Annotated in this window: 16 protein-coding genes, 3 tRNA genes and 1 pseudogene; 15 read left to right on the forward strand and 5 right to left on the reverse strand. The window is 71.5% G+C overall.

Annotated features, from left to right (window positions below; genetic code table 11):
- Window positions 1-170 precede the first annotated feature (170 nt).
- The 4 genes from htpX (at window position 171) to OTB20_RS30680 (ending at window position 3,148) form a co-directional block, all read left to right on the forward strand.
- A complete protein-coding gene (gene htpX / locus OTB20_RS30665; RefSeq protein ID WP_267822468.1) occupies window positions 171-1,034 on the forward strand; it encodes a zinc metalloprotease HtpX in 864 nt (287 codons plus the stop codon).
- A complete protein-coding gene (locus OTB20_RS30670; protein ID WP_267822470.1) occupies window positions 1,031-1,423 on the forward strand; it encodes a YccF domain-containing protein in 393 nt (130 codons plus the stop codon). Before htpX ends, OTB20_RS30670 begins: the two co-directional genes overlap by 4 nt.
- Before the next feature lie 102 nt (window positions 1,424-1,525).
- Window positions 1,526-2,533 (forward strand): glycosyltransferase family 2 protein, encoded by a 1,008-nt coding sequence (locus OTB20_RS30675; protein ID WP_324290434.1) that lies wholly within the window; start codon window positions 1,526-1,528, stop codon window positions 2,531-2,533.
- A gap of 69 nt (window positions 2,534-2,602) precedes the next feature.
- Window positions 2,603-3,148, forward strand: coding sequence for an SMI1/KNR4 family protein (locus OTB20_RS30680; RefSeq protein ID WP_267822472.1), 546 nt, complete (start codon window positions 2,603-2,605; stop codon window positions 3,146-3,148).
- Here OTB20_RS30680 and OTB20_RS30685 read toward each other — a convergent pair.
- The 3 genes and pseudogenes from OTB20_RS30685 to OTB20_RS30695 form a co-directional block, all read right to left on the reverse strand.
- Window positions 3,132-4,355, reverse strand: coding sequence for an APC family permease (locus OTB20_RS30685; RefSeq protein ID WP_267822534.1), 1,224 nt, complete (start codon window positions 4,353-4,355; stop codon window positions 3,132-3,134). The two genes, OTB20_RS30680 and OTB20_RS30685, sit on opposite strands and share 17 nt — an antisense overlap.
- Before the next feature lie 57 nt (window positions 4,356-4,412).
- Window positions 4,413-5,857 (reverse strand): annotated as a pseudogene (locus OTB20_RS30690) (SulP family inorganic anion transporter).
- A gap of 220 nt (window positions 5,858-6,077) precedes the next feature.
- The gene (locus OTB20_RS30695) at window positions 6,078-6,566 is read right to left on the reverse strand and encodes a YajQ family cyclic di-GMP-binding protein (protein ID WP_267758601.1); all 489 of its coding nucleotides are present in this window, start codon (window positions 6,564-6,566) and stop codon (window positions 6,078-6,080) included.
- Window positions 6,567-6,764: 198 nt separating this feature from the next.
- On the opposite strand from OTB20_RS30695, the gene OTB20_RS30700 reads away from it, so the two are divergent.
- The 3 genes from OTB20_RS30700 to OTB20_RS30710 all read left to right on the forward strand — a co-directional run bounded on the left by OTB20_RS30700 (window position 6,765) and on the right by OTB20_RS30710 (window position 7,984).
- Window positions 6,765-6,846: transfer RNA gene (locus OTB20_RS30700), tRNA-Tyr, on the forward strand.
- A gap of 262 nt (window positions 6,847-7,108) precedes the next feature.
- Entirely contained in the window at window positions 7,109-7,465 is a 357-nt protein-coding gene (locus tag OTB20_RS30705) for a hypothetical protein (protein WP_267822474.1), read from the forward strand.
- An 81-nt stretch (window positions 7,466-7,546) separates the two neighbouring features.
- Window positions 7,547-7,984: a DUF3574 domain-containing protein gene (locus OTB20_RS30710; protein ID WP_267758604.1), complete on the forward strand. Its 438-nt coding sequence runs from the start codon at window positions 7,547-7,549 to the stop codon at window positions 7,982-7,984.
- An 81-nt stretch (window positions 7,985-8,065) separates the two neighbouring features.
- On the opposite strand, the gene OTB20_RS30715 is transcribed toward OTB20_RS30710, so the two are convergent.
- Both OTB20_RS30715 and OTB20_RS30720 read right to left on the reverse strand, forming a co-directional pair.
- On the reverse strand, window positions 8,066-8,722 hold the full coding sequence (locus tag OTB20_RS30715; protein ID WP_267822476.1) for an SDR family oxidoreductase: 657 nt from the start codon (window positions 8,720-8,722) through the stop codon (window positions 8,066-8,068).
- A gap of 54 nt (window positions 8,723-8,776) precedes the next feature.
- Window positions 8,777-10,108, reverse strand: coding sequence for an amidohydrolase family protein (locus OTB20_RS30720; RefSeq protein ID WP_267822477.1), 1,332 nt, complete (start codon window positions 10,106-10,108; stop codon window positions 8,777-8,779).
- A gap of 1,560 nt (window positions 10,109-11,668) precedes the next feature.
- On the opposite strand from OTB20_RS30720, the gene OTB20_RS30725 reads away from it, so the two are divergent.
- The 8 genes from OTB20_RS30725 (at window position 11,669) to OTB20_RS30760 (ending at window position 16,013) form a co-directional block, all read left to right on the forward strand.
- A tRNA-Thr gene (locus OTB20_RS30725) sits at window positions 11,669-11,741 on the forward strand.
- 48 nt (window positions 11,742-11,789) lie between these two features.
- A tRNA-Met gene (locus tag OTB20_RS30730) sits at window positions 11,790-11,862 on the forward strand.
- A gap of 88 nt (window positions 11,863-11,950) precedes the next feature.
- Window positions 11,951-12,115 carry a 50S ribosomal protein L33 gene (rpmG, locus tag OTB20_RS30735; protein ID WP_006604855.1) on the forward strand — a complete coding sequence of 55 codons (165 nt, stop codon included), beginning with the start codon at window positions 11,951-11,953 and terminating at the stop codon, window positions 12,113-12,115.
- Window positions 12,116-12,237: 122 nt separating this feature from the next.
- A complete protein-coding gene (locus OTB20_RS30740; protein ID WP_267822480.1) occupies window positions 12,238-12,732 on the forward strand; it encodes a MaoC family dehydratase N-terminal domain-containing protein in 495 nt (164 codons plus the stop codon).
- A gap of 1 nt (window position 12,733) precedes the next feature.
- Entirely contained in the window at window positions 12,734-13,162 is a 429-nt protein-coding gene (locus tag OTB20_RS30745) for a MaoC family dehydratase (protein WP_267822482.1), read from the forward strand.
- 138 nt (window positions 13,163-13,300) lie between these two features.
- Window positions 13,301-13,855, forward strand: coding sequence for a TetR/AcrR family transcriptional regulator (locus OTB20_RS30750; RefSeq protein ID WP_267822484.1), 555 nt, complete (start codon window positions 13,301-13,303; stop codon window positions 13,853-13,855).
- Between the two features lie 234 nt (window positions 13,856-14,089).
- Complete coding sequence (locus OTB20_RS30755; protein WP_267822487.1) at window positions 14,090-15,535, forward strand: DHA2 family efflux MFS transporter permease subunit; 1,446 nt, start codon at window positions 14,090-14,092, stop codon at window positions 15,533-15,535.
- Window positions 15,536-15,614: 79 nt separating this feature from the next.
- Window positions 15,615-16,013, forward strand: a complete 399-nt coding sequence (locus tag OTB20_RS30760; protein ID WP_267822489.1) for a DUF3291 domain-containing protein — start codon at window positions 15,615-15,617, stop codon at window positions 16,011-16,013.
- The last annotated feature ends 38 nt before the right edge of the window (window positions 16,014-16,051 follow it).

A 16,051-nucleotide genomic window follows, 5' to 3' on the forward strand; every position in this document is an offset into this window, starting at 1 on the left:
CCCGGCACGGCCCCGCCCCCCGGTCCCTCGGGGGCGGCGGGGAGGCGCGCCCGGGGAACCTGCCGCCCTCACCTGGCGTTGACCAGGAAGGAAGGGTCCACTGGACCGTAGGCCCTCCGATCCACAAATCCTGGACGGGTTCCCCTGCCGCACCACTTGGAGGGCGCACCGTGCACCGCCGGCACAACGGGCTGAAGACCGCCGTACTCCTCGGCGGTCTGTCGGCCCTCATCATCGTCATCGGAAGCCTCTTCGGCCGGGGCGGCCTGATCATTGCCGTGCTCGTGGCCGTCGGCACCAATGCGTACGCGTACTGGAACAGCGACAAGCTGGCTCTACGCGCGATGCGGGCCCGCCCCGTCAGCGAGTTCGAGGCACCCGAGCTCTACCGCATGGTGCGCGAGCTCTCCACGTCCGCGCGCCAGCCCATGCCCCGGCTCTACATCTCCCCGACCGAGGCCCCCAACGCCTTCGCCACCGGCCGCAACCCGCGCAACGCCGCCGTCTGCTGCACCGAGGGGATCCTGCGCATACTCGACGAGCGAGAGCTGCGCGGGGTCATCGGCCACGAGCTCAGCCACGTCTACAACCGCGACATCCTCATCTCGTCGGTCGCCGGCGCCCTCGCGTCCGTGATCATGTTCCTGGTCAACTTCGCCTGGCTGATCCCCATCGGCCGCTCCAACGACGACGAGGGACCGGGCCTCTTCGGCATGCTGCTGATCATGATCCTGGGCCCGCTGGCGGCCTCCGTGATCCAGCTCGCCATCAGCCGTTCGCGCGAGTACGAGGCGGACGCCTCCGGGGCCCAGCTCACCGGCGACCCGCTCGCCCTCGCCAGCGCCCTGCGCAAACTGGACGCCGGCACCAAACAGCTCCCGCTGCCCGCCGAGCCGCGACTGGAGACGGCGAGCCACATGATGATCGCCAATCCCTTCCGCCCCGGCGAGGGACTGTCCAGAATGTTTTCCACACACCCTCCGATGGCCGAGCGCATCGCCCGGCTCGAACAGATGGCAGGCCGCAGTCAGTGAAGACCATCCTGAACCTCATTTGGCTCGTCCTCAGCGGAGTCTGGCTCTTCCTGGGCTACTGCCTCGCGGGCGTGATCCTCTGCATCACCATCATCGGAATCCCCTTCGGCATAGCCTCGTTCCGCATCGCGGTGTACGCCCTGTGGCCCTTCGGGTACACCGCCGTCGAACGGCGTGACGCGGGCCCCGCGTCCTGTGTCGGGAACGTGCTGTGGCTGGTCCTCGCCGGCTGGTGGCTGGCCCTCGGCCACATCGTCACCGGCATCGCGCTGTGCATCACGATCATCGGCATCCCGTTCGGCATCGCCAACTTCAAGATGGTCCCGCTCTCCCTGCTCCCGCTGGGCCGCGAGATCGTCCCCACCGACGCCCCGTTCGCCTCGCGCTGAGCCGCGCCGAGCCCGGATCCGGCTCATCGACTCGTATTAAAGTTCCGGGTTGCGGACGAGTGACGCGGACGAGCGGCACGCACAACGGGCAGGGAAGAACCGATGTCGACTGAGCCCTTCGAGCTTTCCGAGCCCTCTGAGCCTTCCGAGCTCTCCGAGGGCTCCACGATCCTCTCGGTGGTCGTGCCCATGTACAACGAGGAAGAGGCGCTGCCCGCCCTGGTCGTCCGGCTGCGCCCGGCACTCGACGCCATGGCCGTCCGCTACGAGGTCGTCGCCGTCGACGACGGCAGCAAGGACCGCACCGCGGAGCTCCTCACCGAGTTCCAGGCCAAGTGGCCCGAGCTGCGGGTCGTGCGGCTGCGCGGGAACTCCGGCCACCAGGCCGCCCTCACCGCGGGCCTGCACAGCGCCACGGGCGCGTACGTCGCCAGCATCGACGCGGACCTCCAGGACCCGCCGGAGAAGATCCCGGAGATGCTCGACCTGGCCCGCGCGGACGGTCTCGACATCGTCTACGGGGTCCGGGCCGACCGCAGCACCGACACCGGCTTCAAGCGGCACTCGGCCGGCGCGTACTACTGGCTGGTGCGCCGCCTGGTCGGCAAGCAGGTGCCCGCGCAGGCGGGCGACTTCCGGCTGCTGAGCCGCGCGGCCGTCGAGGCGGTCAAGGCCATGCCCGACCAGCACCAGGTGTACCGGCTGCTCGTGCCGTGGCTCGGCTTCCCCAGCGGCCAGGTCGCCTACCAGCGCGAGGAGCGGGTGGCGGGCGAGACCAAGTACCCGCTGAGCAAGATGCTCCGGCTCGGCATCGACAGCATCATCAACTTCTCCGCGGCCCCGCTCCGCCTGGCGACCTGGCTCGGCGTGGCCAGCTTCTTCGGCTGCCTGCTGATGGTGGGCGCCACCCTGGCGATCTACCTGAAGGGCAAGACTGTCCCCGGCTGGACCTCGCTGTTCATCGTGATGCTGTTCCTCGGCGGGGTCCAGCTGATCTGCGTGGGCCTGCTCGGCGAGTACATCGGCCGCATCTACACGGCCGTGCAGCGCCGGCCCACTTTCTTCGTCGGGTACGACTCGGCGCGGGAGACGGAGCGGAAAGCGGACTGAAACCGCCGCCGCCGACAGCTGAAAGCCCAGGTCAGGTCGATTGTCAGTGAGGGATGTCACTCTGCGTGCATGGATGAAATCGAGCAGTTGCTGAAGCAAGTCGCCGCACGCGCGCACAGCCCCCACCAGGGGCGGTACGCCGCTACCGGCACCCCGGCCGCACCCCTCCCGGCGACCCTGCCCACCGCGGACCTGCACCGGGCCGAGGCCACCCTGGGCTTCGCCCTGCCACCCCTCCTCGCGGCCCTCCACACCCGCGTCGCGGACGGCGGCTTCGGCCCCGAGTACGGCCTGCTGCCCCTGGAGCGCGCCGCCGCCGAGTACACCGCGATGCGCGCCTCGGCCTGGCGCTGGCCCGAAGGCGTACTGCCCATAGCCGACTTCGGCTGCGGCTTGCGCGCCTGCGTGGACTGCCGCTCGGCAACCGCCCAAGTCCTGCTGTTCGAACCGAACTCGGGCGATCCCGGCCTCGCCTGGTTCCTCGAATCGCCCACGCTCGCCGACTGGCTGCGCGGCTGGCTCGACGGCAGCGCCTGGTTCAGCGAGGAATCGGGGGCCGGGGAGGAATGGGACCTGGAAATGACCCCCTGGGCAGACTTCAGATCCCGGGTGTGAGCCGCCGGCGCACACCGTAGGCCAGCGCGCCCAGCGCCAGCACCGAGGCCCCCGCGACCGCGGACGCGGCGGGCAGCGCACAGACCAGCACCACGCAGCCGGACAGTCCCACCACTGCCACGGCCCGGTCCTTGACACCTGAATCGAGAGTCCACGCGGAGGCGTTCGCGATCGCGTAATAGGCCAGCACGCCGAAGGACGAGAAGCCGATCGCGCCCCGCAGATCGGTGGTGGCCGCGAGCACCGCCACCACCGCGCCCACCGCCAGCTCGGCGTGGTGCGGCACCTGGTGCCGGGGATGCACGGCGGCCAGCGCGCGCGGCAGATGGCCGTCCCGCGCCATCGCCAGGGTGGTCCGCGACACCCCGAGTACGAGTGCCAGCAGTGAGCCCAGCGCCGCCAGGGCGGCGCCCACCCGGACGACGGGAGCCAGTCCGGGCCACCCGGCCGCGCGCACGGCGTCGGCCAGCGGAGCCGCCGACCGCCCCAGACCGCCGGCTCCGAGCACCGACAGCGCCGCCACCGCGACCGCGGCGTAGACGAGCAGGGCGATCCCCAGGGCGAGGGGCACCGCACGCGGGATCGTGCGCCCGGGATCGCGCACCTCCTCGCCCAGCGTGGTGATCCGGGCGTAGCCCGCGAAGGCGAAGAACAGCAGCCCGGCGCCCTGCAACAGCCCGGCCGCGGCCCAGTCCCGGCCGCCGAGACGGCCCGCGTCGGCCGCGCCTGAGGACAGGCACGCCACGACGACCCCGGCCAGCACGGCCAGTACCGCCGCCACGATCACCCGGGCGATCCGGGCCGACTTCTGCACCCCGCCGTAGCTCGCGGCGGTCAGTGCCACCACCGCCGCCACGGCCACCGCGCGCTGCTGCCCGGGACAGGCGTAGGCCCCGACCGTGAGGGCCATCGCCGCGCAGGAGGCCGTCTTGCCGACGACGAAGCCCCAGCCGGCCAGATAGCCCCAGAAGGGCCCGAGCCGTTCGCGCCCGTACACGTAGGTGCCGCCCGAGGAGGGGTACCGGGCGGCCAGCCGCGCCGAGGAGCGCGCGTTGCAGTACGACACCAGGGCCGCGATCCCGAGCGCCGCGAGGAGCGCCCCGCCGGCCGCGCGGGCCGCCGGGGCCAGGGCGGCGAAGATCCCGGCGCCGATCATCGCCCCGAGCCCGACGACGACGGCGTCGAAGACGCCCAGGGTGCGCTTCATTTCGTTGTTCAAGACGTCCACGGGCGGAGGGTAGCCGGGCTAGGTGACGCCTTCCCTTCAGGGGACCGGTGTGCGGGTCCGCTCCCAGCCGTTCAGCGCGGTCAGGCAGGCGTGGTCGAGGTGGCGCAGCCCGCTCAGGTCGAGGTGCACGGCGCCGCCGCGGGGCAGCGCGTCCAGCTCGTCGAGCAGTTTGGGCAGCCGCTGGAAGCTGGCGTTACCCAGGATCCGCAGGCGCTAGTTCCTCGCCCTCCCATACCGGCTCGATGTGGACGTGGGAGGTCTCCCAGGCAGCCTTGGCGACGGCGAGCCCCAGCCCGGCGAGGACGCACTCGAAGAGGTTCGTGGCCACGATCGCCGAGGCCGTCGCCAGCAAAACGACCGCCTCGCCCCGGTGCGACCGCCACAGGGCGGCCACCGCCCGCACCGGCAGCAGCTTCCAGCCGGCGTGCAGCAGTACCCCGGCCGGCGCGGCGAGCGGGACGGACTCCAGCAGCCCGGGGGCGGCCACGGCGAACACCAGCAGCCAGCCGCCGTGCAGGATCCGGGAGGCCCGAGTGCGGGCACCGTCCTCGACGTTGGTGGCACTGCGGACGATGACGGCGGTCATCGGCAGTGCGCCGAGCATCCCGCAGAGGGTGTTCCCGACACCCTGGGCGACACCAGTTCGCGGTCGTAGTCGGTCCGGTCCCCGTCGTGCATGCGGTCCACGGCCGCCGCGCTGAACAGCGTCTCGGCGGAGGCGATCAGCGCGAGCGCGACCTCGGTCCCGGCGGTCCCCACGGAGGCCAGCACCCCGAAGTCCTCCCAGCCGGGCGGAGTCACGGCCGACAGGACGCCCGTGACCCGCACCCGCTCCACGGGCAGCCGCAGCAGCACGGCCACGGCGGTGGCGGCCGCGACCCCGACGAGCGCCCCCGGTACGAGCCGCAGCCGGTCGGGCATCCGCCGCCAGGCCACCATGACGGCGCCGGTCCCGGCCCCGAGGGCCACGGCGGTCCAGTCCGCGCGCCCGCCGAGCTCGACCGCTCCGGCCAGCTTCTCCAGGGTCCGTACCGGGGCCTCCACCCCGGCCAGGGCGTACAGCTGACCGGCGATCAGCACGAGCCCGATGCCGGCCGGCATCCCCTGCACGACCGCCACGGAGATCGCCCGGAACCACGCCCGAGCCGCAGCACACCCATGCCCAGCTGCACCAGGCCGGCGGCGAGGACGAGTACGCCGAGCGCGGGCTGCCCGTACGTCCGCACGGCTTTGTAGAGGAGCACCGTGAGCCCGGCGGCCGGGCCGCTCACCTGGAGGGAACTGCCCCGGAACCAGCGGGTGACCAGCCCGCTCACGACCCCGGTGAGGATGCCGAGTTCGGCCGGCACCCGGGAGGCGACGGCCACTCCGACGCAGAGCGGCAGCGCGACCAGGGCGACCACCACGGACGCCCCGAAGTCTTCGCGAAACGTGTCCGCCCCAGGTATACGGGAACCCCCTGTCGAGGCGGTGACGGACACCCCTCACCCTGGTGGGCGCACTCCCCACCGCCCAAGGGGACATGGAGGGCGCCACGGGCGCGTACGCCGCTCACGCCCGGCACGCATCCACTCCGAGCGCCGGTCCCGCGGAGCCCACCCGCGGCGCCCCGCCGGCGCCCCGCCGCAACGACCGCGGCCCGGCGGTCCTCGAAGGACCGCCGGGCCGGCGTGCGGGCTGAACAGGGGCCGAAGCCCGTGATCAGCGGTAGTTCACGTACTGGATGGCGAAGTCCAGGTCCTTGCCCTTGAGGAGGGCCTGGATTTCCTGGAGGTCGTCACGGCTCTTCGAGCTGACGCGCAGCTCCTCGCCCTGGACCTGGGCCTTGACACCCTTGGGGCCCTCGTCACGGATGATCTTCGCGACCTTCTTGGCGTTCTCCTGGGAGATGCCTTCCTCGATCGTGGCGAAGATCTTGTACTCCTTGCCGGACAGCTGCGGCTCACCGGCGTCGAGCGCCTTGAGGGAGATCCCGCGCTTGACCAGCTTGGTCTCGAAGACGTCCAGGACGGCCTTGACGCGCTCCTCGGAGTTCGCCTCCATCAGGATCTTCTCGCCGGACCAGGCGATCGTGGCGCCGGTGCCCTTGAAGTCGTAGCGCTGCGAGAGCTCCTTGGCGGACTGGTTGAGGGCGTTGTCGACCTCCTGCCGCTCGACCTTCGAGACGATGTCGAAACTGGAGTCGGCCATGTGCTGTGGCTCCTTGAAGTCGGTAGTGACGGCCCCGAAGGGCGCGGCCGGATATCCCCGGACCGCTCGGCAAAGCCTAGCCACCGCGCCCACGTGCGGTGCTGATCAATCCGGTGGCGAAGCACCCCCGGTCATCGGGTATCGTTTACGTCGTTGCCACGGAGCGCCGCCGAAAGGCGGAAAGACGGCAGCGATCATGGCGGTGTGCCCGAGTGGCCAAAGGGAGCAGACTGTAAATCTGCCGGCTCAGCCTACCCAGGTTCGAACCCTGGCGCCGCCACGCGAGTGAAACCCTCGCTCATTGCAGAAATGCGATGGGCGGGGGTTTTCTCGTACACAGGGCACCAAAATCCGGTGGGCAGCGGAGCGGTCCGCAGCGCATGCTGTTCACATGATCAGCATCAGCTTGAACACCGGCACCGGCACCGGCACCGGCATCAGCGCCGGCATCAGCGGCCGAAAGGGCCATGGCGCGTAAGGCGCCCGCGCAGGTCAGGTCGGACCTGCCACGCAGGTCGTCCCGAAAGGGTGACCGAGCCGTCGTGCCGGGTGTCTCCTCCCGCACCCTCATGGAGATCGCCCGTGTAGAACGCCACCAGTACGAGCCGGGCGCGGCCTATCGAGCCCTGTCCGCCTGGCGCGAGACGGTGTACGGGCGCGGAGCATCGTGGATCATCTACCCGAGCTGGTACGACGACTGCCCCTGCTGTCAGTCCCCCTGGGGCGGCGATCACCGGGAGACGTTGGAAGCCTTCTGCCTGGCCCTGCCCCGCCGTGCCGCCCGGGAACTGCGGGCCGTGCTCGCGCCGCTCGACGTACGGTTCCTCGCCCGCACGCTCAATGATCCGTACGCCCCGCCGGGAGCCCCGTGGTGGCGGCGCAGACTGGAAACCGCGTGAGCGGCCGGACGGAGTGGGCGCGGGGTGCGGCCATCGGGCGGATCGGGCGTGCCGATGCGGGGCGACGGTCGTTCATCCGACGTGAAATGGACTTATGACACGCGTGGCAAGGTCGGCGGCGGGGTTCTCCTCGCCCTGCTCGGAGCAGGGATCCCGGCTCTGGTCGGAGCGGCGATGCACAGCGAGGTGGGGAGCCCCTACCAGGAGACCCGGCTCTACTTCGGCACCGAGCGGCCGGACGGCCGTCCGCCGGTCGGGGAGCGGGAGTTCATGGGGTTCCTCGACCGTGAGATCACCCCTGCCTTCCCCGAGGGGCTGACCCTCCAGGACGGGCTCGGCCAGTGGCAGCGGGACGGGAAGCTCATCCGTGAGACCTCGTACGAGGTGGTGCTGCTGTACCCGGAGAAGGAGGCCGACGAGCGCGGCGCGCGCATCGAGCGGATCCGGGAGGCGTACGAGAAGCGGTTCCACCAGGATTCGGTCGGGCGGTCCGACGACCGGTTGACCGTCGACTTCTGACCGGCCGTCCACCGGCCGCCTTCTGAGCGGTGTTCACCTTCCGACCGGCCGGGGCGGTGCCGCCCCGGCCGGTCGGGGGCGCTAGTTGCCTGCCACGTCCTTGACCGCCACCGGGACCGGGGTCGAGCCGGCGATCAGCTCCAGGGTGAGGCCCGCGGTGGCGGGAGTCTCGATCAGCTCGGCGAGCACCGCCGCCACGTCGTCGCGGGTGATCGGCCCGCGGCCCGTCCGGGACTCCAGGCGGACCAGGCCCGTGCCCGCGTCGTCGGTCAGCGAGCCCGGGCGCAGGACGGTCCACTCCAGGCCCAGACGGGTGCGGACGTGCTCGTCGGCCTCCCCCTTGGCGCGCAGGTAGGCGTCGAAGATCTCGTCACCCTCGCGGCGGGAGTCCGCGCCCATCGAGGAGACCATGAGGAAACGGCGTACGCGGGCCCGTTCGGCCGCGTCCGCGAACAGCACCGCCGCACCCCGGTCCACCGTGTCCTTGCGCCCGACCCCGCTGCCGGGACCCGCGCCCGCCGCGAACACCGCGGCGTCCGCGCCCTGCAAAATGCCCGCCACATGCTCGACCGACGCCGACTCCAGGTCGCACAGCACCGGTTCGGCGCCCGCCTCCCTGAGGTCGTCGCCCTGTGCCGGGTCGCGGATGATACCCGCGACCTCGTACCCGCGCGCGGCGAGCAGGCGCTCCAGCCGCAGCGCGATCTGACCGTGTCCACCCGCGATGACGATGCGCATGCCACGACCGTACGACGAGCCGGGCCCCCGCGCCCGGGAACGAGCGGTGAACGCTCAGGGTCCGGGCTCCGTACGGCCCTGGCGGGGCAGGTCCAATGCCACCGCGACGGCGGAATCGCAGTACTCCCGTACGGCACTCGTCCGGGCTACCACCCGCCCGCGGTGGATCACGATCCGGCTGTACGCGAGGGACAGCACGCTCGCGATCCGGTCCCCGCGCACGGCGAGCAGCTCCGCCGGGAACCCGGCCTCCACCCGTACCTCCGGCAGACCCATCGCCTCACGGGCAGCGCCGGCGACCAAGTGGTAGGCCTCGGTGGCGCGGAGCCCGCCCTGGGAGGCCAGGAGGTACGCGGCTTCGAGCGGGTCCCCGCGCCCGACCGGGTTGCCCGCGTCGCGCAGAGCCCCGCTGCCGGCCGCGACGCGGACCCCGGCGGCGCGCAGCAGCCGTACGGGGGCGGTGCGCAGGCCCCGCCGTTCCAGGGCCGCGCAGTCGCCCTGGGGGAGACAGGTCACCCGTACGCCGGCGGACGCCAGCCGGTCGGCGGCCCGGGTCGCCACGTCGAGCGGGAGCCGCGACAGACCGCCGCAGGGCCCGATGGAGACCCCCGGCCGCAGCCCGCCGGCCATGGTCGCGAGCCGGGACAGGCGGGCGGGGTCGTCGCCGTCGGTGTGCAGGTCGACGGGGCAGCCGTGCTCGGCGGCGAGTTCCAGTACGGCTTCGAGGAAGCCGGTGGGGTCCGGGTCGAGGTCGGGACAGCCGCCGATGACTGAGGCGCCCATCTTCACGGCGTCCCGCAGCATGGCGAGCCCGTCGGCCCCGGCCACCCCGGTCAGCAGGCGGGGAACGGCGACGGCCGTGAGATCGGTGAGCCCGCGCAGGGAACGGCGTGCCTGGAGCACGGCCTCCAGGGGGCCGAGACCGTGCACATCGCCGATGCGCACGTGGGACCGGACTGCCGTGGCTCCGTGCCCGAGCTGGAGGAGGGCCGCCTCGGTGGCGCGGCGCTGCACCTCGTCGTGGGAGTAGGAGACGGGCCCCTCGCTGTCCGCGGTCAGGGCGGTGTCCCCGTGGGAGTGGGGCTCGGCGGGGGCCGGGAGCAGGAGGTAGCCGCTGAGGTCGACGCGGGAGCCCGTGGCGGCGGGCAGGCTGCCGGCGGTCCCGACGGCCTGGATCCGGCCGCCCCCGAGGCGGACGTCGACGGTGCGGCCGTCGGTGAGGCGGGCGCCGACCAGGAGCAGGGTGGAGGACTCGGGGGTCACCGGTCCCGGGCTTCCCTGAGCACCCTCGGGGCCGTGCCCCTGTCCTTGGCCCTGGCCCGGACCGCTGCCGGTCGGGGACTTGCGCGGCGAGTGGGACGGCTGCGGCGGCTGGCTGTCGGACATCGCGCTCCTGCGGTGGCTCGGGCGGGTTCCTGGGGCCGTGGCCGCGGCCCGCGGCCCAAGATCACGCAGCGTGGTCAGAGCCTAGGGGCCAGGGCTGCCCGCTTCGCGGAAGAGGCCAATAGTCGTACCGGTGAGTCTGGGCGAATCGCGCCCGCGAGGCCCCCCGGGCAGCCGAACCCCGAGGCGCCGCTCCCAAGGCCCGCCCGAGGCACCGCCAGGAACACCCCTGAGGCGTTGGTGCCGAAGCACGGCCCAGGCATGGCCCGGAGGCGCTGCTCCCAAGGCACGCCCGAGGCGCCATTCCGAGGTACCCCTGAGGTGCCGCTCCCAATGCACGGAGGCACCGCTCCAGGGACACCCCCGAGGCGCTGCTGCCAAGGCACGGCAAGGGCACCGCTCCGAGGTACCCCCGAGGCGCCGCTCCCAAGGCACGGCCGACGCGCCGCCCAGAGATACCTCCGAGGCGCCGCGGTCAAGGCACGGCTGAGCCACCGCTCCGAGGCAACCCCGAGATGCCGCTCCCAAGGCACGGCTGAGGCACCTCTTCCAGGCACCGCCGAGGTACCTCTTCCACGGCCCCACCGAGGCGCCCCCCGAGGCCCCGCCCGAAGCGCACTCCGCGGTGGACCTCCGAGCCGAGCCAGAAAACCGTGCCGGCGTCGGCCCGACACTGCCCGCGGGGATGTAAGCGGGGCCGCCCCCCCCGGGCCCCTGTGGGTGTCTGCGGCCCCGCCCCGTGCGCGCCTGCGGCCCTGAGCCTGGACCGTCCCCGTCCCCGTGCCTGTCTGCGTGCTCAGGGCTCGCCTGCCCCGGTGCGGGCCCTCCCGCAGGCCTGCCCCGCTTGCCCGCCCGGGGCACGCGTCCGCCTCCGGCTCCGCCTCCGCCTCCGCCTCCGGCTCCGCCTCCGCCTCCTGCCGGGGGCCGACCTCGTATCGGGCTCCGCGTCTGGCCCCGCCCTCCGCCCCGGCTTCCGATCGGGGCGGCGGCTTCGCCCCACCCCCGGCTTCGCCTCCAGCTTGGCGCCGGGCTCCGAGCCCCCGAGCCCGGCCTCGGTCTCCACGAGCGCTTCCGGCTCCGCTCCTGCCCCCGGGCCGACCCCGCCTCGGGCTCCGTGTCTACCTCCGCCCTCCGCGCCGGGCCCCCGCCTCGGCTCCCGCACCCGGCTTCGCTTTGGCTCCCGCGCTGGGCTCAGGCTTCGTCCCGGCTCCGCCCCACCCCCGGCTCCGTCCCACCCCGGCTTCGCCTCAGGCGCCAGGCCCGCCGCGCCCCGCCCCGGCCCACCGCCCCCGCCTCGGAGTGCCTTAGCGCCGGCTCCGCCTCCGGCTTCGGGGTGGGGGCTTCGTCCAGCGGGGGTCGGCGGGGGCGCTTCGTGGTGACTCTGGGTGTGGTTCGGGTGAGCCCGGGTGTGACACCGGACACTTTTCGGGGTGAAAAGGCGTCCGGGAGGGGTTCGGGGGCAGCTTGCGCGGCGATCAAGAAAGGCCGTGGTGGCGCTCCGAGGCCAGGCCCCGCAAAGGATTTGGGCGATCGGCGGGCGACCGTGTAATGTCTTCCTCGCTCGCCCCAATAGCTCAGTCGGTAGAGCGTCTCCATGGTAAGGAGAAGGTCTGCGGTTCGATTCCGCATTGGGGCTCTGGTGAGAGAGGTTCCCCACCCTCGGGTGGGGGGCGGATCTCATCAAAGCGGCGTAGCTCAGTCGGTAGAGCAAGCGGCTCATAATCGCTGTGTCACCGGTTCAAGTCCGGTCGCCGCTACACACAGTAGCCGATTGCGGGGTCGGTCTCCCGATCGGCTACTCTTTTATGCGTTCATCCGTCCAATTGTCCGTCAAGGAGCACTCACGTGGCTGCCACCGACGTCCGCCCGAAGATCACGCTGGCCTGCGTGGAGTGCAAGGAGCGGAACTACATCACCAAGAAGAACCGGCGTAACGACCCGGATCGTCTTGAGATGAAGAAGCACTGCCCGCGTTGCAACTCGCACACCGCGCACCGCGAGACCCGCTAACAACTAGCGACGTTTCGTTAAACAGCTCGAAGTCATGAGGTCGTCCCCTTCTTTGGGGGGCGGCCTTGTGTCGTTTCAACAGATCGTTTCGACAGATCGTTTCAACAGGGAGGTAGGGAGTCATGGCGCTCGACCAGTCCTTCGTGGGGCGGAGCTACCCGCCCACCGATCCGTACGAGGTCGGCCGGGAGAAGATCCGCGAATTCGCGGTCGCCGTGGGTGACGCCAATCCGGTGTACACGGATCCCGAAGCAGCCAAAGCGTTCGGTCACCAGGACGTGATCGCCCCACCCACCTTCGTGTTTGCCATCACATTCGCGGCGGCCGGCCAGGTCGTCGCCGACCCGCAGCTGGGGCTGGACTACAGCCGCGTCGTGCACGGTGACCAGAAGTTCGCGTACACGCGCCCCGTGCGGGCCGGTGACCGGCTGACGGTGACGTCGACCATCGACACCATCAAGTCGCTCGCGGGCAATGACGTCATCGACATCCGCGGTGAGGTCCACGACGAGTCCGGCGAGCGGGTGGTGACCGCCTGGACGAAGCTCGTCTCCCGGGCGCCCGAGCCCGAGCCCGCCGCCACTCCCGCTCCCACTCCCGCTCCCGAGGAGGCCTGAGATGGCTGCCCAGATCCGGTACGACGAAGTCGAGGTCGGCACCGAGCTGCCGGCGGCGTCCTTCCCCGTCACGCGGGCGACGCTGGTGCGGTACGCGGGTGCGTCGGGTGACTTCAACCCGATCCACTGGAACGAGAAGTTCGCCACCGAGGTCGGACTGCCCGACGTGATCGCCCACGGCATGTTCACCATGGCCGAGGCGATCCGCGTGGTGACCGACTGGGTCGGCGACCCGGGTGCGGTCGTCGAGTACGGGGTGCGGTTCACGAGGCCGGTCGTCGTCGCGAACGACGGGCAGGGCGCGCTGATCGAGGTCACGGGCAAGGTCGCGGTGAAACTGGACGGCAACCGGGTGCGGGTCGACCTGACGGCCATGAGCGCCGGGCAGAAGGTGCTGGGGATGTCGCGCGCGGTGGTCGCCCTCGCGTAAGGGTCTGCCCTCCCCGTCCTTACCCCTTGCTTGCCGACAAGGCTCTGATCTATGAGGAAACTCGCAGGTCAGGGCCTTTTTGGTACTCGCTCCGGGCCAAGGGTTGTCAAGTTAGTGATTGAGCACTAACTTTGAAGCATGGCAAGGATGAGTGCGGGCGAGCGGCGCGAGAGCGTCATCCTGGCGGCGATGAGCGAGTTCGCCCGGGGCGGGTACTACGGAACCTCCACCGAGGCGATCGCCAAGCGGGTCGGGGTGTCCCAGCCGTACCTGTTCCGGCTGTTCCCGAACAAGCAGGCCATCTTCCTCGCCGCCGCGGCCCGCTGCATGGAGGACATCCGGCTGGTCCTCGAGGGGGCCGCCAAGGACCTCCAGGGCGAGGGCGCGGTCGAGGTGATGGGCGCGGCATACATGACGCTGATCGCCGAGCAGCCCGACAAGCTCCAGATGCAGCTCCAGACGTACGTGGCCGTCGCCGCCGCCGAGGCAGCCGGCGAGCCGGAATTCGGCGAGATGGTGCGGGCCGCCTGGATGGAGTTGTGGGACACCCTGCACGTGCCGCTCGGGGCGGACCCGAAGGAGACGAGCACGTTCCTGGCCCACGGAATGCTGATCAACACCCTGTCCGCCATGGGGTTCCCGCCCGGCCACCGCGTCTGGGATGTCTGCTACCCGGGCGCCCGGCCCCAGTAGACGGGCCCTTCCCGGCCGACAGGTCCGACAGGTCCGACAGGTCCGATGGGGCGAGTTGAGTCGCCGAACCCGCCGAGCCCACCCCTCCATCCCGCCTTCTCGTTCGCTCACCGACCGTGTCAGGGGCGGTGTCCGTGCCGTGACGGCGCCTGTGACCCTGTCCGTGTCCCGGCCGCTGCGGAGCCCAGCTCTGTCCGTTGAAGTTAGTGATCAATAACTAGTTTTGGGGGAGACATGCAAGACACCAAGCTTCGCGGGCCCGCGATCTGGGCCCTCGTCATCACCGGGGCCGCCAGCTTCATGGCCGCGCTCGACAACCTCGTCGTCACCACCGCGCTCCCCTCCATCCGCGAGGACCTCGGCGGAAGGCTGGAGGACCTGGAGTGGACGGTGAACGCGTACACGCTCACCTTCGCGGTCCTGCTCATGTTCGGCGCGGCCCTCGGTGACCGGTTCGGCCGCCGGCGGCTCTTCATAGCCGGTACGGCCGTGTTCACCGTCGCGTCCGCCGCCGCGGCCCTGTCGCCCGGCATCGAAGAGCTCATCGCCGCCCGAGCCGTCCAAGGAGTCGGCGCGGCGATCATGATGCCACTCTCGCTCACGCTGCTGACCGTCGCCGTCCCCGCCGCCCGACGCGGAATGGCCCTCGGCATCTACGGAGCCCTCACCGGCCTCGCCGTCGCGAGCGGGCCGCTCATCGGCGGCAGCCTCACCGAGCACATCTCCTGGCAGTGGATCTTCTGGCTGAACGTCCCGATCGGACTGGCGCTCATCCCGCTCTCCCGGCTCCGGCTCAGCGAGTCCACCGCCCCGCCGGCGAAGCTCGACGTCACGGGCACCCTGCTCATCAGCGGAGGGCTCTTCGGCATCGTCTACGGGCTGGTCAACGCCAACGCGCACGGCTGGACCAGCCTTCCCGTGCTCACGGCGCTGCTGGTGGGAGTCGCGCTCGTGGGCGGGTTCATCCACCACGGCTTCAACAGCGCCAACCCGGTGCTGCCCATGCGGCTCTTCCGCAGCCCGGGCTTCTTCGGCATCAATATGGCGAGCCTGCTGATGTTCGTCGGAATGTTCGGCTCGATCTTCCTGCTGAGCCAGTTCCTCCAGGGGGTCCTCGGCTACTCGCCCACCGAAGCCGGGCTGCGCATGCTCCCCTGGACCGCGATGCCCATGATCGCCGCCCCGATATCCGGAATCCTCTCCGACCGGATCGGCAGCCGGCCCGTCGTCGCCGCCGGGCTGGCCCTCCAGGCCATCGGCCTCGGCTGGTTCGCCATGATCCTGAGCACGGACGTCTCCTACGCCTCCCAGCTTCCGGCGCTGATCATCAGCGGCATCGGGATGGGCCTGTTCTTCGCCCCCGCCTCCAATGCCCTCATGTCCACCGTGTCCCCGGCCGACCAGGGCAAGGCCGCCGGAGCCAACAGCGCCCTGCGCGAAGTCGGCGGAGCCCTCGGCGTCGCCGTCCTCGCCTCCGTCTTCTCCTCCCAGGGCGGCTACCAGACCGGGCAGTCCTTCACCGACGGCACCATCCCCGCCCTCTGGATCGGCGCCGCGGCCGTCGCGCTGGCCGCCGGCCTCGCCCTGCTGCTGCCTCGTAAGTCCAAGGTTGCGGCAGAATTCGCACCCGCCGTCGAGCCCGCCGCTACAGGGGCGCTGGAGAAGGTCGCCGCAGGCTGATCCCGCGCGCGAATGTACTACCCAGAAGGCGATTTGAGGCCCTTACTGTCCTCGTAGTCCCACGACGGAGGAGTCCGCCATGCCAGACATCCCCTGGTCCACGCCCACCCAGGCCGCCCCCTACGCCGAGGTCTACGTCATGGCCTCCCGCTTCGAGACCGCGAGCCTGACCGGAGCGATCCGGTTCTTCCTGAAGGCGCCCGGCATCATCCTCCAGATCCGCAAGGCCCCCGGCGCGCACGGGGCCGCCCTGCGGGCCCGGGTCTTCAGCCGGACCTTCCTGACGCTGTCGGCCTGGGAGGACCGCGACGCGCTGTACCGCTTCGCGCGCAGCGAGCCGCACCGTTCCAGCTCGCGGGCGGCCGCCGCGTACATGAAGGAGTCCGGGTTCACCTTCTGGACCGTCCCGGCGAGCGAGCTGCCCATCAGCTGGGGCGAGGCGGAGCGGCGCCTCGCCCAGCAGAAGCAGGGTTACTGAGCCCGACCGGGTGCGTACGGTCCGTGGCCCCGCCTGGT

The organism is Streptomyces sp. H27-H1 (assembly GCF_026627445.1).
Taxonomy (GTDB): Bacteria; Actinomycetota; Actinomycetes; order Streptomycetales; family Streptomycetaceae; genus Streptomyces.